Origin of the sequence: Pokkaliibacter plantistimulans (genome assembly GCF_003194385.1) — a bacterium.
Lineage (GTDB): Bacteria > Pseudomonadota > Gammaproteobacteria > Pseudomonadales > Balneatricaceae > Pokkaliibacter > Pokkaliibacter plantistimulans.
Map to the genome: position 1 here is coordinate 19,323 of NZ_LAPT01000106.1, position 23,723 is coordinate 43,045.

At 55.2% G+C, this 23,723-nt stretch carries 14 protein-coding genes; 2 read left to right on the forward strand and 12 right to left on the reverse strand.

All coding sequences use genetic code 11. The annotated features are described in order from the left end of the window. Nucleotides 1–65 precede the first annotated feature (65 nt). The 11 genes from WH50_RS20110 to WH50_RS20160 form a co-directional block, all read right to left on the reverse strand. Nucleotides 66–734: a VOC family protein gene (locus tag WH50_RS20110; RefSeq protein WP_110189060.1), complete on the reverse strand. Its 669-nt coding sequence runs from the start codon at nucleotides 732–734 to the stop codon at nucleotides 66–68. Nucleotides 735–850: 116 nt separating this feature from the next. Beyond that, nucleotides 851–1,423 carry a hypothetical protein gene (locus WH50_RS20115; RefSeq protein ID WP_110189061.1) on the reverse strand — a complete coding sequence of 191 codons (573 nt, stop codon included), beginning with the start codon at nucleotides 1,421–1,423 and terminating at the stop codon, nucleotides 851–853. Nucleotides 1,424–1,681: 258 nt separating this feature from the next. After that, on the reverse strand, nucleotides 1,682–3,472 hold the full coding sequence (gene oadA, locus WH50_RS20120) for a sodium-extruding oxaloacetate decarboxylase subunit alpha (protein WP_110189062.1): 1,791 nt from the start codon (nucleotides 3,470–3,472) through the stop codon (nucleotides 1,682–1,684). A gap of 26 nt (nucleotides 3,473–3,498) precedes the next feature. Beyond that, on the reverse strand, nucleotides 3,499–4,917 hold the full coding sequence (locus WH50_RS20125) for an acetyl-CoA carboxylase biotin carboxylase subunit (protein ID WP_104152296.1): 1,419 nt from the start codon (nucleotides 4,915–4,917) through the stop codon (nucleotides 3,499–3,501). A 761-nt stretch (nucleotides 4,918–5,678) separates the two neighbouring features. Next, entirely contained in the window at nucleotides 5,679–6,197 is a 519-nt protein-coding gene (locus tag WH50_RS20130; RefSeq protein WP_104152295.1) for a hypothetical protein, read from the reverse strand. Between the two features lie 348 nt (nucleotides 6,198–6,545). Next, complete coding sequence (locus WH50_RS20135; protein WP_110189063.1) at nucleotides 6,546–8,540, reverse strand: methyl-accepting chemotaxis protein; 1,995 nt, start codon at nucleotides 8,538–8,540, stop codon at nucleotides 6,546–6,548. 370 nt (nucleotides 8,541–8,910) lie between these two features. After that, nucleotides 8,911–10,905 carry a methyl-accepting chemotaxis protein gene (locus WH50_RS20140; RefSeq protein ID WP_110189064.1) on the reverse strand — a complete coding sequence of 665 codons (1,995 nt, stop codon included), beginning with the start codon at nucleotides 10,903–10,905 and terminating at the stop codon, nucleotides 8,911–8,913. Nucleotides 10,906–11,545: 640 nt separating this feature from the next. After that, a complete protein-coding gene (locus WH50_RS20145) occupies nucleotides 11,546–12,646 on the reverse strand; it encodes a hypothetical protein (RefSeq protein WP_110189065.1) in 1,101 nt (366 codons plus the stop codon). 174 nt (nucleotides 12,647–12,820) lie between these two features. Then, entirely contained in the window at nucleotides 12,821–15,814 is a 2,994-nt protein-coding gene (locus tag WH50_RS20150; RefSeq protein ID WP_110189066.1) for a response regulator, read from the reverse strand. Further along, the gene (locus WH50_RS20155) at nucleotides 15,814–16,929 is read right to left on the reverse strand and encodes a substrate-binding domain-containing protein (protein ID WP_110189067.1); all 1,116 of its coding nucleotides are present in this window, start codon (nucleotides 16,927–16,929) and stop codon (nucleotides 15,814–15,816) included. The genes WH50_RS20150 and WH50_RS20155 overlap by 1 nt, the downstream gene beginning before the upstream one ends. Before the next feature lie 392 nt (nucleotides 16,930–17,321). Continuing rightward, nucleotides 17,322–18,257 carry a LysR family transcriptional regulator gene (locus WH50_RS20160; RefSeq protein ID WP_110189068.1) on the reverse strand — a complete coding sequence of 312 codons (936 nt, stop codon included), beginning with the start codon at nucleotides 18,255–18,257 and terminating at the stop codon, nucleotides 17,322–17,324. 490 nt (nucleotides 18,258–18,747) lie between these two features. Here WH50_RS20160 and WH50_RS20165 point away from each other — a divergent pair, with 490 nt between their 5' ends. Together WH50_RS20165 and cobA are read left to right on the forward strand one after the other, a co-directional pair. Further along, on the forward strand, nucleotides 18,748–21,426 hold the full coding sequence (locus WH50_RS20165; RefSeq protein WP_110189069.1) for a nitrate reductase: 2,679 nt from the start codon (nucleotides 18,748–18,750) through the stop codon (nucleotides 21,424–21,426). Beyond that, nucleotides 21,423–22,340 (forward strand): uroporphyrinogen-III C-methyltransferase, encoded by a 918-nt coding sequence (gene cobA / locus WH50_RS20170; protein ID WP_110189070.1) that lies wholly within the window; start codon nucleotides 21,423–21,425, stop codon nucleotides 22,338–22,340. The genes WH50_RS20165 and cobA overlap by 4 nt, the downstream gene beginning before the upstream one ends. Before the next feature lie 67 nt (nucleotides 22,341–22,407). Here the strand turns inward: cobA and WH50_RS20175 are convergent, their stop codons facing one another. Beyond that, the gene (locus tag WH50_RS20175; protein ID WP_110189071.1) at nucleotides 22,408–23,265 is read right to left on the reverse strand and encodes a universal stress protein; all 858 of its coding nucleotides are present in this window, start codon (nucleotides 23,263–23,265) and stop codon (nucleotides 22,408–22,410) included. Nucleotides 23,266–23,723 lie beyond the last annotated feature (458 nt).

Genomic DNA, 23,723 nt, shown 5'->3' on the forward strand with positions numbered 1-23,723 from the left:
AAGGTGGGTGACCGCTTTTTTTATACTTGCAGGCAACGTCTCAGCCTGCAGCCAGATAAGACACGTCAGCGTAAACACACCAGACCACGCGGTGTCAGCAGACTGGCTTCAAGGTAGGCGGGCTGTCCTTCTGGCAGGGCAAGGCATTGAATCGATGCGGGCAACTGTAGCGTGGCAAGCTGCTCTGCCAGTTGCTGAGCGAGCGGATGATAGATGTGCAGCGCCTGCAGCTGACAACCCGACGGTGCCAGACGGCTGGCAGGATGAGGTGCGGTATGCCATTCAATCAGGGTCGGTGCCATGCCGGTATAGGGCAGGGTGCCATCCTGACGCAGGGCAAACAGCCAGCGCATGTCGCCCCGGGTCATGGGCTCCGCGCTGTCAAAGAAGCCGGGCAACTGAAGCAGCAGCTCATTGATTATCGAGGTGCGGCACACCCAGGTGGTCAGTCGTGGGGAGCGCATCTGCTCCGCATCATCCATATTGAACCAGCGCGGATAGCCGGGATGAGGTGCTTCGGGGTTACAGGCGATGACTTCCAGATAGGCGCCGTTATCCAGCTGCAACAGGGTATTGTGGGTGCCCATCCGCGGGTGCTCGCCGCCGGGCTGAGGACGGATACCAAACAGCTGTTCGATATAGTCACTGCCTTCCTGCAGGCTGGGGGCGGTCACGACCAGATGATCAAGTTCACAGTGAAGCGGGGAGGTTGCAGCAGCTGAAGCGCGGGTCATGGGGTCTTCCTGATGCCTGTAGTGGCCTGTCAGCCGGCAGCTGAAAGCGGTTGCCGGGCCTGCCTCTGGCAACGCGCCCGGTACACAGATCGCTTTTCAACTACCTGCTAAGCCAGTTAAAGGGCTTCGAGCTTACCCTGATCCAGCGCCTTGGCATAGGTCATCTTCTCGTCCATGGTGGCCGAGCCATTAACCGTGACCATAAAGCGATTGGCGACAATCATCGTGAGTTGTTCATCATTGCCCTGCAGCACCAGGGTTTTGCCAATCTTGGTGACTTTGCCCATGGTGGCGGCCATGGCGGGATTCGCCAGCATCGGCATCCATTGTGCCAGCAGGGGGGAGTCAGCAGTGATCTGCATTTCCACGGTATTGCCGGCACTGTTGGTGTAGGTGCGGCTGACCTGGATGCCGCCTCCCAACAGTCCCATTGCGGAAGTGCCCTCTGTGCTGGCTTCTTCTGCTGTCCATTCGGCCAGCGGTTCCGGCATCAGGCCGCTGAGAGCGGTGGCACTCTGCTGGGCGATCAGCTGTGAGGCGTAGTCGAGAGCCTGCTTGGCTGCTTTGAGGTCGTGCTTGTTGTAAGCGGCGAGACCTTCTTCGATGGAGCTGGAGATATCGTCGGCGTGAGCCAGAGGTAACAGGATCAGGCTGAGGAATACACTGCGGGTCAGTAGGGAAGCTTTCATCGGATTCACTCTTGTTCCATGTGAGCGCTTGCTGCGTGAGCGTGAGAGGTGCAGCGCGCTCCATACTGACAATGATGTAAAGAAAATGTAAGCGCGGCGAAGATGAAATTTATGGGGATGACAGACGCCTTTGATGGCAGTGGGTAATGGACCTGTTGAGCTGTCGTACTGGCGCTGTAATGTAGAAAAACAAAACCCCCGGCCTTGGCCGGGGGGGAGTGTCATCAGTACGCTGACCGCTGTTCAGGCAGTCACTGCTCAGGCAATCTCTACCAGAATCTCTCCGGGAGTGACGCGGTCGCCTTTCTTGATATAAACCGCTTTCACGGTGCCGGATACGGCAGCCTTGACCTCGGTTTCCATCTTCATGGCTTCGATAACCAGCACGGCGGCGCCTGCCTCAATGCTGTCTCCCTCTTTGACCAGCACATCAACGATGTTACCGGGCATGGAGGTGGTCACGTGACCCTGGCTGGTGGCCTTACCGCGACCGCCACCACTGCCACCGGTGCTGTATTCACCCTGAGTTTCCAGGAACACTTCTTCCGGCATGCCATCGATGGTCAGGTAGAAGTTGCGATCATGCTCACCTTTAGGACCTGCACCGGTAACCTGAATATCATAGGTCTCGCCATGCAACGTCACCTTGAAGGCGGTCGGCACAACGCCATCGGCACGGGTGTCATTTTTCGGCAGCAGGGGTTCTGGCTGCAGGGTACCGTCAGCACGTTCCTGCAGATAGGTTTTCGCAACTTCAGGGAACATGGCATAGGTCAGCACATCTTCCTCGTTCAGCGCCAGACTGCCGATCTGCTCACGCAGCTTATCCAGCTCATCACCCAGCAGGTCGGCGGGGCGGCAATCGATCACTTCTTCGCTGCCGATGGCCTGAGTGCGCACCTTCTCGTTGACCGGAGCTGGCGCCTGACCGTACCAGCCCTGCAGATAGCGCTTCACCTCGTTGGTGATGCTTTCGTAGCGCTTGCCGGTCAGTACGTTAAGTACCGCCTGAGTGCCAACGATCTGCGAGGTGGGAGTGACCAGCGGGGGGAAGCCCAGATCAGCACGCACACGGGGGATCTCGTTGAACACGTCCTGAATACGATCCAGTGCGCCCTGTTCTTTCAGCTGGTTGGCCAGGTTGGACATCATGCCGCCCGGTACCTGACTGATCAGCACCTGCGAATCCACATCGTTGTATTCACTTTCAAACTGGTGGTACTTCTTCCGCACTTCACGGAAGTAGTGACTGATTTCCTGCAGCAGTTTGAGGTCCAGTCCGGTTTCATATCCTGCTGCGTGCAGGGAGGCAACCAGTGACTCGGTTGGCGGATGGCTGGTGCCACCGGAGAACGAGGAAATAACGGTATCCACGTGGTCACAACCTTCTTCCACCGCTTTTAGCTGGCACATCGGCGCCATGCCAGAGGTGGAGTGAGAGTGCAGGAACAGCGGTACGCTGAAGCGATCTTTCAGTGCCTTGACCAGATCACCGGTCGCTTTGGGGGTCAGCAGACCAGCCATATCCTTGATAGCGATGGAGTCGACGCCCATGGCGATCAGCTCATCAGCCAACTTTACGTAGGCATCCAGAGTGTGCACCGGGCTGGTGGTGTAGCAGATGGTGCCCTGAGCGTGCTTGCCAGCGGCTTTGGTCGCTTCAATGGCTGTGCGCAGGTTACGCACATCGTTCAGGGCATCGAAAATACGGAATACGTCCATGCCGTTGGCGGCAGCGCGATTGACGAAGGCGCGCACCACGTCATCGGAATAATGACGGTAGCCCAGCAGGTTCTGGCCACGCAGCAACATTTGCAGGCGGGTGTTAGGCAGCGCTTCACGCAGTCTGGCCAGACGCTCCCAGGGATCTTCACGCAGGAAGCGTACGCAGGCGTCGAATGTCGCACCCCCCCAGACTTCCAGTGACCAGTAACCGGCCTTGTCCAGCTTGCCGCAGATCGGCAGCATGTCTTCAGTACGCATGCGGGTGGCGATCAGGGACTGGTGACCATCGCGCAGCACTACGTCAGTGATATGTACTTTTGCCATGTTTGGCTACTCCTCGAATATGTGTGTCACAGACCCGCTTGCGCGGCGATGGCAGCGGCGATGGCGGCTGCAAGGGCTTCTGGGTGGCGCTTGACTGAGTAATTGATCAGCTCCGGATGGGCCTCGACGAATCCTGTATTGAAGGATCCTTCGCGGAATTCCGGATGCTGAAGAATGTTCTGGTAGTACGGAATCGTGGTGGTGATGCCGTAGATACTCATGTCATTCAGCGCGCGTTGTGAGCGGGCAACCAGTTCGTCCCAGCTCAGTGCCCAAACAACCAGCTTGGCACACATGGAGTCGTAATAAGGGGGGATGGTGTATCCCGTGTAGATGGCCGCGTCGGTACGTACACCGGGGCCACCCGCGGAGTAGTAACGGCTGATGCGTCCGAAGCTGGGCAGGAAGCCATTCTTCGGATCTTCAGCATTGATACGGAACTGAGCAGCAAAACCCCGGTACTGGATGTCTTCCTGCACAAAGGGCAGCTTCTCACCCGCAGCAATGCGAATCTGGGTTTTGACGATATCGATACCGGTGATTTCCTCGGTGATGGTGTGTTCCACCTGTACCCGGGTATTCATCTCCATGAAGTAGAAATTCTGCTGATCATCCAGCAGGAACTCCACTGTACCGGCGTTTTCGTAGTTGACGGCCTTGGCTGCCTTGACGGCCAGACTGCCGACATAGTTACGCTGTTCGTCATTCAGCTGAGGCGAAGGCGCCAGCTCAATCAGCTTCTGGTTACGACGCTGGATGGAGCAGTCACGCTCGAACAGGTGCACAGTGTTGCCAAAGCTGTCGGCCAGAATCTGCACTTCGATGTGACGCGGATTGACGATGCATTTTTCCAGAAATACTTCTGCACTGCCGAAGGCTTTGGTCGCTTCAGAAATAACCCGGTGGTAGTTCTGGCGCAGTTCCTGTTCGTTGTTACAACGACGGATACCGCGACCACCACCGCCGGAGGTGGCTTTCAGCATGATGGGATAACCGATGGCAGCGGCCTGCTCGATGGCGTCGTCCAGATCAGCCAGATTGCCATTGCTACCGGGGGTGACGGGGACGCCGGCATTGATCATGCTCTGGCGGGCCATGGTCTTGTCACCCATGGAGTGAATCACGTCTGCATCGGGGCCAATGAAGCGAATGCCACGCTGTGCGCAGATACGCGCCAGTTCGGGGTTTTCAGACAGAAAGCCATAGCCTGGGTGCAATGCGTCACAACCCGTTTCCACCGCCAGGTTGACGATATGGTGAGGGTTGAGATAGCCCGCCAGCGGATCACTGCCGATGCAATAGGCCTCGTTGGCTTTTTTAACGTGAAGCGAATAACGGTCAGCTTCGGAATATATCGCTACCGCGCGAATGCCCATTTCCTGGCAGGCGCGAACGATACGAACCGCTATTTCTCCTCGGTTTGCTATCAGTATCTTTTTAATCACGGTAATCACCTGTGATAGGAATGAGCGAGCAGCCCTAGCAGATTAAGCGAGTGAGCCAATATGGGGAAGGGGGGAACGCTTATACCTAAGTATAAAATTATGTTGCGCTGCGCAAGGAAATGGCATCCGAGTTGCAACTAATAGCCGTGGAATTTGCCTTTATTTACCCGTTAATTGGTTGAATTAGCTAATGTGATCACCTTGACCGGAATAGCAGATGACAGCCTGAGCGCACTTCCTGTACTGGCTGGATGCCGCGTATTTCGTGGTGCTGTGGCTATGCCATGGCTCTGCGTTTGCTGTATTTATGGCGGGTAACATTTTGTTTTATAGGATATTTTTGAAATTCTATGGTGGTCAGCGGAAGGGCCGCAGCCTGAACTGGCTCTACGTCCAAAGTCTAATCAGGCACTGCGAATATTTTGATATGAAATCCAGTTTTATTTGCAACTATTTGCCTGGTAAACAGCAATCTGGTAATTGCGGTTACTTCTTTTAATCATCGGATTGAATTAAGCCTGATGGTAAAAAATAGCAGAAATATCAATCACCTGATTTAAGTTTAATATTCAATTAATCAATAATGAAAATAAGCTGGATTGAGTTATAGCCAGCGCTTGCGCAGGAAATAGACGTTTATGGAAAGCAAAGCGGCGTTTTCAGCCAGCACAAGTACGCGCTGAGAAGGTAGACACAGCAGCACCGCATCGGGGAGAGGGGAGAGTCTGCCTCGCTGCGGTCGCAGGAGGCAGGGGAGGGCATCAGTTCGAGTTCTGCCAGTCAGTCAGCAGGTTGTTGATTTCCTTACCAATGGGCTCAGGAATGTTCTCGATATACATGCTCATCAGGCCATCTTTGTGATGCACCACATCCATCACAAAGTGACTTTTGTTCTCTGGTGCGAAAGCCTGGATCATTTTGCGGCAGTCAATCAGTAATGCATCAATGCTGCGCGCCAGGGCTTCGGGGGTGCGCTCTGGAGACAAGTCATGGGCCATGCGCTTGATCGCCTGCTTCAGGCGGGGGTTGTCAGGTAAATGGCCGGCCAGAATGGGCATGAACTGAATTTTCCAACGGTTCTGGTGTTCATAGTCGGGCAGCAACTGTAATTCAAAGTGGGCATCATCCGGGCTTTCAAAAATAACAGCTTCTTTGCGCCGATCAGTAATCACCCAACGGTTACCCAGCTGCTCATCAATTTGATCGCACAGGGGGAGAAAATCTTGTTTTTCGAACATGGTTACCTCGGTGATTGACGCGAAAGCGGGTGGCCGCTCCACCCGGCTTTTTATTCGGATCCTGAAGTTTCAATGCCTGGATTTTTATTAAGGTCGCAGTCTTCAGGACGGCACCGCTGGCTTTCTGGAACAGGCAGCATGGTGCAGCGGGTCTGGCAGATTTTATAAGGCGTTCACGTTGACGATGCAAGAGTGTGATGCCAGTAAAGGCCGGTGCTGTATGGATTCAGTTGCGGCAGGACAAGAAAGCCGATAGTCGCAAGCTGTTCGTGTAGTGTGGCGCTAAAGGGTCAGTGCAGGTCTTGCTTGCGTCAGTCGATAGTCAGCAGAAAAAACACAGCCAGACAACACAGGTTGTCTGGCTGTGTCCTGATCGGCTATTGGCTTGTATCAGGCAGTGAAACGCTGCAGTAACTGACGCTGATTGCGCGCCAGTTCCAGCATTTGCTGGCTGCTCTGTGCCGTCCGGCCAGCGCCAGAGGCGGTTTGTTCAGCCGCTTCACTGATACTGAGAACGTTATGGCTGATGTCCTGCGTGGTACTGCTCTGCTGTTCGGTGGCACTGGCAATCTGCAAATTGAGGTCACGGATAGTCGCGATGGCCTGATACATCTCTTCCAGTGTCTGTCTCGCTGTATTGGCGGCCGATGCGCATTCATCTGTCTGGCGCTGACTGCTTTCCATCACCTTGACCACATCGGTAATGCTGCCGCGCATTTGCTCGATCATCTGCTGAATTTCACCGGTGGAGGCCTGCGTACGGCTGGCCAGTGTGCGGACCTCATCGGCTACTACTGCGAAGCCACGACCCTGCTCGCCAGCTCGTGCTGCTTCGATGGCTGCATTGAGCGCCAGCAGGTTGGTTTGCCCGGCAATATTGCCAATGGCATCGAGAATGCTGCCGATGCTCTGGCTGTACTTGTTCAGCTCCTGCGTGACTTTGGAGGCCTGAATCATCTGCTGCACCTGAGCATTTATGCTGGTCAGGGTCTGATTGACGCTGTCCTTGACCTTGTCGGTCAGTTGCCCGGCATTATCCACAGACACCAGTGTGTACTGTGCTTGTTCGGCCACACTGTTGACGGTACTTTCCATCTCGGTCATTGCCGTGGCAGTGGAGGTCAGCTGCAGTTTCTGCTGATTGACGGCTGACATGCTCTGGTCACTGATCTGTGCATTCTGCTCTGCCATCTCCGCCAGTCGTGACGCTTCCGATGTCATCTCCAAAATCAGCTGTTGCAGGGTGGACGTCAGGCCATTGAGGCGTTCGCCCAGCTTGCCGAACTCATCCTTGCGATTGGTATCGAAGCGCGGCCGCAGGTCACCCTCGGTGACTTTGCCCAGAATAGTGCTGAACTCTGCGAGAGGGCGGCGGATGCTGCTGACGACCCACCAGCCGACCAGAATGGCGACCACCAGCGCAATGGCGCTGACCGCGCTAATGATGCTACGGCTGGCCACGATAGTGTCATCTGCAGCCTTGGTGGCCTGCAGGGATGCCTGATCGGCCTGATTGATCAGCTCACGCAGGGTAGACAGGGTTTCTGTCAGCTGGGTGTCGGCGGTTTCCAGAGCGCTACGAATATCTTTATTGAGCTGATCTTGCTGGCGATAGAGAGCGAACAGGCCGGTATCGGAGGTGATGCTGTTCACGATCTGATTGACCAGAACCTTGATCTTAGCAGCCTGTTTAGCGTCGGCCTGTTCGAAGTCAGTAAAGCGGTCATTGATGTTCTTGTCCTGGCCTTCCAGACTTTTGCTCAGCTCTGCGATGTCGAGACTGGTTTCATAACGGGCAAAGAAGGTGGAGGTGCGCGTCAGCTCCTGCAAGAGGGCGTTGGATTGAATCTGTGGACCGCTGGGGCCGAACTGCCGCTCACTTTGCAGGGCATAGTTACGCAGAATGTTGCTCAAACTGGATTCTTTGCGGTCAATCTGCTGTTTTTCGGTGCGCAGTTTTTCTTCCACCGCTAGCTGTTGCTGATGCCGGTCCTGCAGCGTAGTCGCGAGCTTGGCGTATTCTTCAGCCTTGTTTCTGGCTTGTTGTAGCTGATCGCGTATACCTGAGTCACTGGGGAGATGCTCCTGTAACGCCTGCTGTTCACTATTGAAGGCGTCGATTTCCTGCTGGAAGGCCTGACGTTGGGCATCCATACGTTCAGGCAGTGTGCTGCGCAGGAAGTACTGCAAAGCATTTTGTGCGGACAGAATGTGTAGATTCTGCTCATAGCTGCTCTTTAACAGCGGTGTGGTTTCTGCAGTAACGGAGCGCAGTTTGCTGTTGATGGCCCCAGAACTGTTGAAGCCGGTCAGGCCTATACCTGCAAGAAGCAGTAGAAGCAGGGCGAAGCCCAGAATAATGCGTTGACTGACATTCAAGCTCATCGTTACCCCTTTGAAGCTGCTACGGGCCGTGGTGAGTAGTTGGGTTGAGAGTTGTGGAAGGTTAGTTCCTTCGTAAAGTCGACGTATTCATACTAACGCTCAAGTAATGATCATTCTGCTGCAAAACTACCATTTGTCTGCCACAGATCGCCGCTATAGCGCCGACTTTTTCGATTAAGCCAAGCAGGAGTTATGCCATGTCTTAAGAAGAGTGGCTTGGCAGGATATCTGACTAGCTGCAGCGATACCGGAGGGCCAGTGACCTGTCTGGCCACTGGCACGCAGAGAAATAATTCGCCAGTGGTTTACCCGCTGCCGTGAAGGGCTGCTTTTGCCTCACTGCAGCTCTTGCAGGGCGGCGGCTACGCTGTCAGACGCTGAAACGTTGCAGCAGCTGGCGTTGATGCCGTGCCATATCCAGCAGGTGGTGACTGCTATCGGCAGTGGAGCGAGCACCATCGGCCGTTTGCTCTGCGGCATTGCTGATCTTACTGACATTCTGGCTGATCTCCTGCGCTGTGGCACTTTGCTGCTCGGTCGCACTGGCGATGAGGATGTTCATATCACGAATACGTTCGATGGAAGCATTCATCTGTTCAAGTGCCTGCCCCGCAGAGGCGGCAACACTGACGCAGGATTCTGACTGGCTCTGACTGGTACCCATGACCTTGACTACTTCACTGATGCGACTTTGCATCTGCTCGATCATATTCTGGATTTCCCCTGTTGATTGCTGGGTGCGGCTGGCCAGGGTGCGTACTTCATCGGCAACGACCGCAAAGCCCCGGCCCTGTTCGCCAGCGCGGGCAGCCTCAATGGCAGCATTCAGCGCCAGCAGGTTGGTCTGTTCGGCAATATTGCGAATGGCACTGAGGATGCTGTCGATATTGGCGCTGTAGGTTTTTAGCTCATCGGTAACGGTACTGGCGTGATTGATTTGTGCTGCCTGAGAACGAATGCTGCTGATGGTGTCGTTGACGCTGTCGCGTGCCTGACTGGCCAGGCGGCTGCTGTTATCAACCGCATCCATAGTTTCCTGGGCCCGATTGGCCACGTCGTGGACGGTACTTTCCATCTCTGTCATCGACGACGCGGCGGACGTCAGTTGCATCTGCTGGTCATGGACGGCTGATGTGGTCTGTTCGCTGATCCGTGCATTGCCTTCTGCCGTATCGGCCAGCCTGTCTGCCGAGCTGAGTAATTCTCCCAGGGTTTGTTGCAGGGTGCCGGTTAGCTCATTGAGGCTTTGGCCCAGCTCGCCAAATTCATCCTTGCGTCTGGCATCGAAGCGCACGCGCAAATCCCCCTGTGTAATTCTGGTCAACGTCTGGCGGAAGGCATTGAGAGGCCGACGGATGCTCATGGCTACCCACCAGCCGATGAACAGTGCAGAAGCGATAGCAATAATGCAGACACTGATCAGGATGGTGCTGCTGGTATCGATAGTGCGATCAGCAGCAGTGGTCGCCGCGGTAGAGGCATTCACTGCCTGGCTGGCAAACTGATCCAGCGTATCCAGCGTGGTCTGGATAGTCTGCTCTGCCTGACTGATAGCATCCTGAATCTGATGTTTGAGGCTGTCTTGCGTGACATATAACTGATACAGACCATTGGCGTCAGACAGGTTATAGATGGCTTGCTTGATCAGAATCTGCACCTTGAGTGCCTGCGCATTATCGACACTCTGGAACTCCTGCTCACGCTTCTGGATGGCTTCCACCAGCCCCTGAATACCTTCTGTCAGGCTCTTAATGTCGCGAGTGACATCGTAGCGGTCAAACTGGGTAGAGATCTTGTTGACTTCACGCAGCAGATTATTGGATTGAATCTGTGGCCCGTTGGCGCCGTAAGTACGCTCGGTGCGAATGGCGTAGTTGCGTAAGAAGTTATTCAGGCTCTCATCCTGACGCTTCATCTGCTGATGCTGGGCTCGTACTTTGCTGGACTGCTCAATGTTCTGTTCATGTAATGCCATCAGCTGCTGGGCAATAGTCACATACTGGCTGACCGCATTATGAGACTGGGACAACAGTGCTTCCATCTCCGGAGCATCAACCAGATAGTCGTGCAGCTGGGCACTGGTGCTCTCGTAACTGGCTATGGCGTTGGTAAAGTGGTCTTTTTCCTGTTCCAGGCGCTGCGGGTCTTCACTGGCGAGGAAATACTGTAACGCCTTGTTGGCCAGCAACAGCTGAATATTCTGGCGATAGGCACCATTGCTTAGTGGCGTAGTTTCATCCGTGATGAGGTGGAGTTTCTGATTGATGGTCTGAGTGCTGACAAAGCCGGTTGAGCCTATACCCAGCAGCAGCAGCAACAGTAGGCCAAAGCCTCCAGCAATACGTTGGATGACGTTGAGCGACATGGGATACCTCTAGTTATAAGTATTATTGGTAACAGTCCAGGAGAGCATTACGGTATGTGCCGGGTACAAAGCGAGTGCTTTGGTAGCCGGGTACTGAGAACGTGCTCACGATCTGCTGCGCGTCGACCACACAGCGTTGAAAAGACTTTCGGAATGTTCATTCAGGTTCACTCACTCATTTACTAGTGAATGCCGTTTCCTCAGCTTTTTCGCCTTGCTTGGCTCTAGCTCGCGAGATTGTGTACATGTTCAACACCGTGGTTAACGTTATCTGGCCTGTCTGTCTCAGATGCCTTTTTGAGCATAATCAGGTGGCTGCACCGGTGTTGATCTCCCCGGCCAGACTTCATCATGACGATTCGGCTTGAGTCGGGGATCGGTGATGCCTTGCCTGCATCTGCTCGCGCCGTTGTGTGGCTAACGGCATTGTGCTGGTTCTGTCGGTCTAAGGCGTGTCCCATTCAGCCTGACGAACTTGATTTTGGTATGTCTCCAGCAAGTGAAAATGTAGCAGACAGAACATCAGAGTAAAGCTGTAAGCATTTGATATATGGCCAGTAGTCAGAAAATGGGTAAAGAGTGCCTTCATCCTGACAGCCTGGTATTCGTCCCGCGGAGTGGTGAGTTCCAGCCCAGTCGATCAGTTCTGGTGCAGTAAATCGAAAGCACGGGCCAGATCGAACTGATGCTCAGCCAGTGGAATTAGATGACATTGGTAGTCCGGGCAGCGCAAGGGACTATCTAAATGGTCACGAACGGGAATCCAGGCCTGAGCCAGCAGTTGAGCATCATAGCGCCGGTCAGTGGAGGGGGTGACGACAGCCAAAAAGTCGCCTTTGCCCAGATAAGTACAGGGGCTAAGGGCAGGCAGGTACTGCTGCAGTGAGTCTGCCAGCAGCTTGATGGTTCGCAAGCTACGAGACAGACCGACGGATTGTTGCCAGGCAGACCAGTTCTGGCAGCGCCACAGGGCCAGCTGGGCGTGGCTGGCGATCTGCCGGGTAGAAATGGCAAAAAAATCTGGCTGGCTGAGCAGGCCAGTAAGACTGTCACGGTGTGCCAGTGCTTCCTGCACCTTTTGTTCATGGATATCTTCGGCCTGCAGCAGCAGCTGGCTGCGATAATTATCGAGATAGCGAAATTCGAGCCGGTGCCAGCGTTTGCCGATCGCGGTGGACAGTACTCTTTCGTTGATCTGTACTGGATGGTTTTGTAGCTGATTCAGTACAAAACGGCATTCTGCATCCTCTTCCAGAAGGTCTCGCAGCTGGCTGATCTGATAACGAAAGGTCTGATTAAAAATCGGGTTGGAACTGATCAGTTGCTGCTCTGGCCCGAATAGCGCAACCATGGTGGACTGGCTAGCGCTTCTGGCAGGAGCAGGGCTGGCTTGCTCCTGATAGGGAGCTTCACAGAGCATGGCCATATGGCCGTCCTCCATGACGATGCCGGAAAACTGGCAAAGCACCCGCTTTGGCTTACCGTGCGGAGTGAGCGTCCACCATTTCAGCAGACGTTCGCCTTGTCTGAACTCTTCCAGATACTGACATAGCGTCAAATATACCGCCCGCGACATATCCAGACGGAAATCCCGGCTGCTCAGCTCCTGCAAATGGGGACTGTCCCACAGTTGCAAGCCTGCTTCATTAGCCCAGGCAATACGATAGTTGAGCGTATCGTAGATCCACACCGGGGTTTGAAGCTGAGCAAGCAGCTGGGCTTGTTGCTGGAAGCTGAGCAAGTCACTGTCCTTAGCTGAATTCGGTTTTGTTGTCTGTTGCAAAGGTCGGCCATTTTAGTGCTTTGTCAGAGGGATACAAAGCATTGTCTGCGCCGTTTTTGATCAGAAACAGCTGCTATACGCCTTGTTGGTGCGTATCTGTAGTGCCCGAATGCACTGTGATGACGCACGTTGTCAGAGCGTGTTGCTGTCTTGCAAATGACGTTCTGGAAGCTGGTGTTGCCAGCGTTGCAGAATGATGCGGATATCTTCGAGGCGGAATGGCTTGGAGATGAAGTCGTTCATTCCTGCATCCAGGCATCGCTGCCGATCTTCCTGCGCTGCATTGGCTGTCAGCGCAATTATGACGGTTCTGCTGAAGGTGCGTAGCTGTCTGATGTGTTCTGTGGCGAGCAGACCATCCATGATCGGCATCTGCATATCCATGAAAATCATATCGAAGCGATGCTGGGTGCATTGCTCCAGCGCCGCTTGTCCATTGCCTACTACCGTTACCTGGCAACCGAGTTTTTCCAGTACATTTTTGACCAGCTTCTGATTCACCAGGTTGTCTTCTGCCACCAGTACGTCAAGACGAGCGAGGCCGCTTTCAGCTTCGTGCCCGGTTTTGCTGCGTGCTGATTGCGGGGCAGGTTGAGTGGCAACCCCAGCGTTGGCTGTCAGGCTGTGATAGATGCTTGTTTGCAACAGATTGCGTCGCACCGGCTTGTTGTGACAGGTAGCGAACAGGTGGCGGGTTTCTTCTGTAATCGGTCTGACCGCAGAACTGAGCAATATCATAGGTGTTGAAATACCGCGCTGACGGATCTCCTGAGCCAGCAGTACGCCATCCATTTCTGGCATCAGGTAGTCGAGCAGGATCAGGTCGAACTGAGGGTAGGCAGCTAAGTGGTCAAGTGCTTGTTTGGGGCTGCTGGCGACGGTAGTGATCAGCCCCCATGAGTGACAGAATCGCTGCAGCAGATTGAGATTGGTAGTGTTGTCATCAACAATCAGCACCTGTTGTCCGCTGACCTGGCTCATGTCGGGCTGGATGGCTGTCGCAGCATCGGGGGCGCGATCCATGATGATGCGAAAGCCAAAAGTGGAGCCTTTGCCCGGTGTGCTGTCGACACGGATATAGCCGCTCATACGCTCCACCAGTCGCTTACAGATACTCAGCCCAAGGCCGGTACCGCCGAAACGGCGGGTGGTCGATGCATCTGCCTGGGAAAACGGCTCAAACAGACGCTGCATCGCGTCCTTGCTGATACCAATACCGGTGTCCTGAATGCTGATATCGAGCGCAACGTGCTGGTCGTCGATGTGGCTGGCATTGGCTTTTAACAACACCTCCCCGTGATCAGTGAACTTCACGGCATTGCCGATGAGGTTGATCAGTATCTGCCGCAGACGGGTGGAGTCTCCGATAATCTGAGCGGGCAGACTTTCATCAAGGCTGCATATCAGCTCCAGCCCCTTATCGCTGGCGGCGAAGGCAAACAGACTGACGGTTTCCTCCAGATGAGCCGGTAACTCAAACTGATGATTTTCCAGTTCCAGGGCGTTGGACTCGATCTTGGAGAAATCCAGCACATCATTGAGCAGGCTCAACAGACTGTCTGCACAGTGATGGATCGTAGTGACATAGTCTTGCTGCTCACTGTCCAGCGCAGTGTCTTGCAGTAGTTGGACGTTGCCGATCACACCATTCATGGGGGTGCGAATTTCATGGCTGATAACGGCGAGAAAGTCAGACTTGGCACGGTTAGCCTGTTCTGCCGCTTCTTTGGCGCGTCGCATCTCGTTTTCTGCTTCTTTACGCAGGGTGATATCCAGCCCCTGTGCGATCGCTGCAGTTGACTGGCCGTCGATCATTACTGGTGTCAGGTTCCACAGCCACAGGCGACCATTGTCATGCATGACTTCCAGACCTTCTGCTGCCGTACCACTGCAGGTCTGCCGCAAGGCTTCATGGACCTGGCGGGGGAAAAAGTCGTAGATCAGCGGGTAGCGTGAAGAAGTGGTGGTCTGCAGCAGCTGGGCAGCAGCTTCGTTGTATTGCAGCAGGGTGCCGTCCGGGTGCCAGACCAGAATAGGCGAGAACGCAGACTCAAACAGATCGCGCAGCGACGATTCCTTCTGCCTCAATTCATTGACCACTTCCCGCAGGCTGCTGGCCACCTGATTGTACTCTCGCACCATACTCGTCGGCAGCGGCACCAGATCAGCATGCTGAACCTGATCCTGTGCGTACTGTACCAGTTTGCGCAGAGGGCGGATGCTGCTGCGGTAGACCATGACTGTCAGCAGTGTAGAGACGGCAAGCACCAGTGCCAGCAGCTTTAGAGCGCTTTCAGTAAAACGCTGGCTCAACGATGACACGGTATCGGAGCGCGTGACCACACAGAGATCGACATTGGATGGCATCAGGTTGAGTTGCAGCGGGCTGCACTGACCGGTAAAGCGATGATTAGCCGAAAACAGCACTGAGTTGGGTTGCTCGGCCAGTTGATCCAGAAACCCCTGATCACTGCTTGAGGCCGATAAGGCGGTGCCCAGATAGTCAAGACGTAAGGCTTCGGCCTTAGTGGCTGCCTGAATTTGCTTGCTCAGCGTCACGTTGTTGCTCAGAACCAGACCGTGTATGAGCTCACCCAGTACTCGGCCGGACTGGTGCTCGATCAGTTGCTGTTTACTGACCAGAATCACCAGGGGCAGATTGCCGAAGGGGGCAGGTAGTTTGACTAACTGCCAGGCGTTCAGTCTGGCCTGTTGACGCAGTTCGCCCAGATGACTGCCAAGATGATAGAAGATGCTGCCGGTATCTTCCCAAATCTGGCGGGAGCCTTCCGTCAACAAAGCAAAATCAGGTCGGCTGTCGCCCATCATATTGAGCTGCGCTTCAAGATCTATTTTTTGCTTCGATGGATCAGGCTGCACCAGCTGGTTGAGCAAGTCGGGATTGGTGATGGCTAATCCGACATGCTGAGCCTGCAGGCTCAGCAAATGATCGAAGTAGAGCTGGGCGCTTGAGCGGGTATGCGAGAGCGTATTTTCCTGCTCTATTTTCAGGGCATCGACCGCATTGGAGTAGGTGGTGTACAGCAAAACCGAGACGGTCAGGGTGAACGCGGTCAACACCCAGAACAGGACTGCGGTAAACAGCGAAACGCTTCTATGCTTCATCAGGGCGCGCCGGAATACCTGAAAGCGTAATTCTCATAAGCCTTTAACTCATCTGCTGGGGTGTCACGTGTCACCAGTCGGAACTCTCCCGAGTAAATCCGGGGAACTGGCTGGTTCGCGAGATCCATAGCGATGGCTTCCGCCATGGCCACACCGGTATCGTCATTCATGCGCATGACGGTGACATCAAGCTGACCTTTCTGAATGGCTTCCAGTTCAGAAGCGCCGCCTCCCCAACCATTGATCAGGATGTCTGCCTTGCGATTGCTCGCACTGACAGCATCTGCTGCACCCAGTGCCAGGTCGGTCGTACAGGCGTAGATGAAGTTGATGGCGTCAGAGGACTGCAACAGCGATTCCGTGGCTTTGCGAGCGGATTCCCGATTGGCATCGGTATAGTACGACTGCAGCAATTTCATCCTGCCGGTGGCTTCCATCATGCTGATAAAACTGTCTCCGCGATCTTTGCTTACTACGCCAGGCGTCCAGTACAACAGACCATAGCTGGCGTTGCTATTGAACTTCTGTTTGAAGTAGTCAGCCAGCAGGCGGGTGCCTGTGACATGATCGAAGCCCACGTAGAGTAATGGCGGGCGGCTTTCCCAGGTGCGTACAGGCGTGGTGATATTCTGCAGGATGATTTTTGACAGCCCTGTCACCAGTACGTACTCAATCATACGTTTCTGTGCCGGGCTGTCCAAGGTGGTGATGATGTAGTCCGGCTTTTGCGCCAGTACTGAACTGAAGTCCTCAGCTGCCTTGCTTTCATCCTTGCCGGGAGAGGTAGAGGACACGGTCAGATCATAACGGATGCCTAGCTCGTCCAGCCGGGCTTTGAATGCCTGGATGTTACGCCGCCAGTAGTCTGACACCTGTGCCCCAGGGTAGATAATTGCCACTTTCAGTGGGGAGTGATCTTTCCAGGCTGCGTGGTTGCTGGTGGCTGTATTTTTTACTCTGTCTACCAGTGTCTGGCTGAGCGCTTGTTGCTCGGGATTGCGTTGGAAGAGTTCATCGGCCGTCATGAATTCGGCATCATCCGCCTGTGCCGTTGACAGCTGGAGGAGCAGTAGGATAGTGCAGGTAAACAGCCATCGAAGCGTCGGTATCAGCATGATTTCAGTTCCAGCAAGGTAGTCGAATCGGATCGCTTGTTGCGAGCTCCGGCATTAACCTCTCTCCTGTCCATGGTGAGCGATCTTAGACCTACGGTTTTTCGTTGTTGTGGAGGGCGGCGGTTTATACGAAAGGCCGCGATACAAACTGAGTTATAGCTTGCTCTCGCTGTTCTTGCCATGCTGTTGGCCAATCACAGTAGGGTGAATATAGAGCCTGGCTAGAATGCCTTGGTTTGGATAGTTGCCATCAAGAGGGACGCTAGAAGGTAAGTGGTTGGGTATGAGGTGAAGTGCTTGCTAGCTGTGATTTCTCATTAGGTTGGCCATCGGGAAGCACTTGCGATCTTGTCTGCATGTTCAGGAAGATCGCAAGCGAAATGGACTGAGCCTCAATTACTGTGAATACCCATCAGGGCACTGGCCGCAAAGTGTTCCGTCTTGTTGTTTTCCAGGAAGGTGACCAGCTCATCAAGGAAAATACGCAGCTTGGTAGGCATCAGGCGGCGCGAGGAGTAAACCGCCCAGATGGTGGCGGGCTCAATTTCCCACTCGGTCAGCAAGGGGATGGCTGCACCACTTTGGACTTGTTCCTTCATATAGGCCATGGGCAGACGGGCAATACCCAGGCCGGTCAGCATCGCTTCACGGCAGCAGGTCATGCTGTTGGCACTCAGTACGGCGCGGGCAGTGATGTGCACTTCTTCATCTTCATGTTTGAATGCCCAGGTCTGTTGCAGCTGGGAGTCTTTTTCAATCACCATGAGCTTATGCGAGTGCAGATCGGTAGGGTGCGCTGGTGTGCCGTGAGATTCCAGATAACCTGCGCTGGCGTAGAGGCGCAGTGGGCTGTTAAGCAGGCGACGGCATACCAGTGATGAGTCTTCCATACGATTGACACGAATCGCCAGATCAAAACCTTCACCGACGATATCCACTAAGCGGGAGCTGAGTTCAGCCTGGATCTGAATTTTAGGATAGCGCTGGATAAACTCCCCCATGAAGCGACCCATAATCAGCTGGCCCAGTTCGGTCGGCATGGCCACGCGCAGGATACCTGATGGCTCGGACTGGCTACGGGTAACGGCCAGCTCGGCTTCTTCCAGCTCACGAAGAATTTCGCGGCAACGCTGGTAGTGGGCTTGCCCCACGTCAGTCAGGCTCAGTTTACGGGTAGTTCGGTTCAGGAGGCGCACACCCAGTCGTTCTTCCAGTTGTGCGATTTTGCGGCTGATCGTCGATTTCTGCAGACCCAGGCTTTTGCCAGCGGTGGTAAAGCTCTGGAGCTCGACGACCTTGATGAAAATCAGTAGTTCGTTCAGATCCATGTATCGCTCCTGTCAAGAGGCCACAGTGTTACCGAAACCGCGTTTTGAAGCAATGCAACCTAGATGCTTTCATCACTATGTAAGGGCATCTCAGACCACCTGCGCACCACAATGACGCGGCATGATGCGATCTGGCAGATTTCTGGTGCGCCTTTACGTGGCCGGCTGTTGTCTTGAGAGGGAAATGCCCCTGTCGATGGCATCGTGTGTGACTATTCACCGCGTAAGAGCAATCCGCGTCGTGCAATAAAGCTGATTTCTTGTGCACTGCGGTGCAATTGGACATCATTTTTTAATAAAAAGGTGATACGTGCGCTGGTATTGGTGAAAGTTGGCACAGCCTCTGCATTAGTAATTGTGCAGGGCAAGCTTCCAAATTTGGAAGCTCTCCCAGATTAGGGCATGTTGACAATGGCGTCTCATCCACTTCGGTGGGGAGGCGCCTTTTTTTTGCCTGCAATTTTTGTGAGCAGTGGAAAGAGGAGGCCAGATGAGCAGTCAACTGACAGAGCGCGCTGTACAGACGGCTACAACAACCTGTCCCTATTGCGGCGTTGGCTGCGGAGTGGAGGCCAGCCTGCTGGGGGCGCATCTGCAGTCAGTCAAGGGGGATGCAAGGCACCCTGCCAATCTTGGGCGGCTGTGTGTCAAAGGCTCGGCGCTGGCAGAAACACTGACTACGTCTCATCGCATGTTGCAGCCTCAGATTGGTGCTCAGGCCGTGCTCTGGGAGCAGGCACTGGAGGCTGTTGCGACCGGCTTGCAGCAGACCATTGCACAGTACGGACCTGATTCGGTGGCCTTCTATCTGTCAGGGCAGCTGCTTACCGAAGACTATTATGTGGCCAACAAGCTGATGAAAGGCTTCATCGGCTCGGCCAATGTCGATACCAACTCCCGGTTGTGCATGGCATCTGCGGTGGTGGGGCATAAACGTGCTTTTGGCGCCGATGCCGTGCCTGCCTGTTATGAAGATATTGAGCTGGCTGATCTGGTGGTCATTGTCGGCTCTAACCTTGCCTGGGCCCATCCCATTCTGTTTCAGCGGCTTTCGGCTGCCAAAGAGGCGAAAGGCACCAGGGTGGTGGTGATTGATCCACGCCACACTGACACGGCTGAGCTGGCCGATCTGCACCTTGCCATTGCTCCGGGCAGTGATGTCTGGCTATACAACGGTTTATGCCGCCATCTGCTGGAGCGTGGATGTATTGATGCAGCGTTCGTCGCCCAATCGGTGGATGGCTTTACTGAACTTCAGGGGCATTTGCATCACCCGCAGTACGAGTTAGCCAGCGTGGCAGTTAGAACCGGGCTGGCAATGGATGTGCTGCAGCAGTTCTTTGCCTGGGTAGAGCATCACCCCCGCACCCTGACGCTGTTTTCTCAGGGTGTGAATCAGTCCAGTCAGGGCACCGACAAGGTGAACGCCATCATCAACAGCCACTTGCTGACAGGACGTATCGGTAAACCCGGTGCGGCGCCATTCTCGGTCACGGGGCAACCCAATGCCATGGGAGGACGCGAAGTCGGTGGACTGGCCAATCAGCTGGCGGCGCATATGGACTTTGCCAGCGATGATGTGGACCGCGTCGGTCGTTTCTGGCAGGCAGCACAGATGGCCAGACAGCCCGGTCTCAAGGCGGTCGAGTTGTTCGAGGCGGTGGAGCAGGGGCAGATTAAGGCGATCTGGATTATGGCCACCAATCCGGTGGTCAGCCTGCCGCAGGCGGACCGGGTCAAAGCGGCGCTGGCTAAGTGTCCGCTGGTGATCGTGTCTGATGCCGTTCAGGACAATGACACCTTGCGTCTGGCACATATTCGTCTGCCTGCCACCAGCTGGGCCGAGAAAGATGGCACGGTGACCAATTCAGAGCGCTGCATTTCCCGTCAGCGGGGTCTGATTCCCGGCCCCGGTGCCGCTCGCAATGACTGGTGGATCATCACGGAAGTCGCACGCCGGATGGGGTTTGCAGAGGCTTTTGACTATCAGCATCCGGTGGATATTTTCCGCGAGCATGCGGCATTGTCCGGCTTTGAAAACGATGGCCAGCGGGCTTTTGATATTTCTCTGCTGGAAAACATCAGTCGTACCGAATATGACCAGCTTCAGCCAGTGCAGTGGCCGTTGAGTCAGCGCCATCCACGCGGCATGCAGCGGTTGTTTGGCAATGGTCAGTTCTACACGGTCAACGGGCGCGCCCGGCTGCTCTGTGTTGAGGGCGGAGAGCAACGCAAAGGTGTGCCAGATCACTATCCACTGCTGCTGAATACCGGCCGCATTCGTGATCAATGGCACACCATGACCCGCACCGGCTACGTACCGCGTTTACTGCAGCATCGCGCCGAACCTTTTGTGGCAGTCCATCCGCAGGATCTTAAGCGTCTGAAGTTGCAGGAAGGGGATCTGGCAGAAGTCGCCAGTCGTGATGGCAGCGTAATCGTGCGCATTCGTGAAGACGGTGGTCAGCAACCAGGGCAGGTGTTTATTCCCATGCACTGGAATGGCGTATTCAGTGCGCAGGCCCGGGTCGATACTCTGGTAGCCGCACGACTGGATCCTTTTTCCGGTCAGCCTGAATTCAAGCTGACGCAAGTGCGTCTGCAGCGTTTTGACCAGCAGTGGCAGGGCGTGTTGCTGGCGACGGAAGAGGTGGAGATGGCGGGTCTGCCGTATTGGACCCGGATGCCGTTGAGTAACGGCTGGATGTGGCGAGTGGCCTCGCGTGAACCCCTGACCGCACTGGCCGATGCGCTTTGTGAGCGTTACGGGCAGGCGAGTATGGCGCTGAACGGCGCAGCCGGAGCTGAATGGCGGCTGGCGTGGTTCCGTGACGGTCGGCTGACCACGCTGCTTTTCGTCAGTAACCAGCAGTTGCCGCAGATCGATACGTCCTTCCTGGCTGAACAGTTAAATCAGCAACCTGATGCTTCTGTGCGCCGCACTCTGCTGTTGGGGCGGGTGCTGGAGCAGGGGCCGCATCAGGGGCCGCTGGTGTGCAGCTGCTTTCAGGTGGATGCAGGTGCTATCCAGACAGCCCTGAATGCCGGCTGCAACAGCGTGGAAGCGCTGGGGAGCAAGCTCAAATGTGGAACCAACTGTGGTTCCTGTATTCCTGAACTGAAACGCATGGTTCGTGCCGCTCAGGCACAGGCCGAGGAGGCTGCATGATGTCTATCCCACGTACCCTGACTTCTCGTGTCACCACCAGCCTGATGCAGGGATGGCAGCAACTGCAGGCGTTTCTCTCTTCCAGTCGTGACGTTAGCGGCCGTGACTTGGTTAATGGCGGGCAGTTCGCCTCTCATTTAACCCTGGATTTTCTGCCCGGTCATGTCTGGTTGGTGGGCGCAGGGCCGGGAGACCTGTCGATGCTGTCGATGGGTGCCTATGCTGCGCTGAAAGTGGCCGATGTGATTGTCTATGACCGCTTGGTCAGTGATGCGATTCTTGCCGAAGTGCCGGTCACCACCGAGCGCTATTACGTGGGTAAAAGTGCTGGTCATCACAGCGTGCCGCAGGCCCAGATCGAGACCAAACTGATTGAGCTGGCGGAACGCGGACTGCGTGTATTGCGTCTGAAAGGCGGCGACCCCTTCGTGTTTGGGCGGGGTGGTGAAGAACTCATGCACCTGCTGGAAGCGGGCGTGCCCTGCAAGGTGCTGCCGGGTATTACTGCCGCTGCAGGCTGTGCCGCCAGCACCAGTATTCCCCTGACCTATCGCGGCATAGCCCAGTCTTGTCGCTTTATCACCGGACACCTGCAGGAAGGCAAAGAAGGGCTGGACCTCAGCCAGTGGTATCAGCCAAGTCAGACACTGGTGTTTTATATGGGGCTGGCTCAGGCGGGGGCTATTGCTGCCAAGTTGATGTCAGAAGGGGCGGCGTCGGATTTGCCGGTGGCTATCGTCGAGCGGGGCAGTCAGCCGGATCAGAAAGTATGGGAAACCACCCTGGCGCAACTGGAGTCCACCATCCGGCAGCACGGTTGCCAGTCACCTGCACTGCTCATCGTGGGAGAGGTCGTTGCGTTGCGGCAGAAGCTGGTGGCATGTCTGCCTGAAATGGCGACCGCTGCGGTATAAGAGCGCATTCACGCTCTGAGTGTATTCTTGCAAGAAAAAGGGATCGCACAAGCGATCCCTTTGCACTTTAGCGCAGTATCAGTAGCGGAATGGTGGATTTGGTGATCATGCTGGTGGTGGTACTGCCCACCAGAAATTGCCGGATGCGGCTGTGGCCGTAAGCACCCATTACCAGAAGATCCATCTTTTCCTGCTGGCAATAATGCTGGATGACCTCATCCACTTCACCTGCCCGAATGGCGGTATTGGGCACGTTGAAGCCTGCTGCCGTCAGGGTGTTGGCAGCCCATTTCACCTGCTCCTTGTGCTCGACGGTATCGGCGCCGACCAACAGGATGTCGATCTGCAACCCCGTCAGCAGCGGGCTGCTGACCAGACGCTCGATACCCTTGCGGCTGGTTTGACTGCCATCAAAGGCAAACAGCACACGTTCTGGAGCCTTGAATGTCCCCGTGCTGACCAGAATGGGGCGGTGCAGGGTGCGAATGACGCTTTCCAGATGAGTGCCTACCTGCCTGCCCGGGTGGGTCTCGCCTGCTCCCTGCTTGCCCATCACCAGCACACGCATGTCACCTTGCTGTTCGACGATGCAGTCAACCAGATCACCGTGACGCTGCATGCAGCCAGCGTTGGCGACGCCATCGCTTTTCACCCGCTCCCTGGCCGCTTCCAGCATGTGCAGGCCGTGCTGGATAGCCAGTTTTGCGCGTTCCTCATCCAGGGCGGCCAGTTGCTTCAGCAATTGCTCCTGGCTACCGAGGCCGATATTGCCGCTGTAGTCCGCAGCGACGGGGTAGCTTTCCTTGTCCAGTACATGCAGCAGGGTCAATGACGTCGACAGGCGCTGGCTGGCCCAGGCTGCGTAGTCGCAGACGGTGCGCGTGGATACTGAACCATCAATGCAGGCATAAACCTGTTCAGTCATGGAGGAGTCCTCTTGTAATCCCTCTAGGGCATATCGGGCGTGATCACGATCTGCCATGCGTCAGCCACCCTGTTGAAAAGGTCCACGGATGCTCATTCAGAATCACTGAACTTCGCTCCGCAGTCCGTTTCGCCTTGCATGGCCGCGGCTGGCAAGATCGTGATGACACTCTTAATAGGTCGTTGAAAATCTATCTGCGTTGCCGAATACCGCGTCAAAAGCAGGCTCACAGCCGAAGGCTGAACGTGCTTTAGCACGGCCCCGAAGGGCGAGCAAAGCGAGTCAAATGCTCATTTAGTCCACTAAACTCCGCTTTTTCGCCTGTTTCTTGTGCCCTCGGGGTATTTCCTTGTCTCGGCTGTCTCGATCACGTTTTTCAACAGCCTGTTAAGCCTTAACGACAGATCGCACAGCGCTGCCAGAAGCAAACAAAGCCGGAGTGATGCCCTCACTCCGGC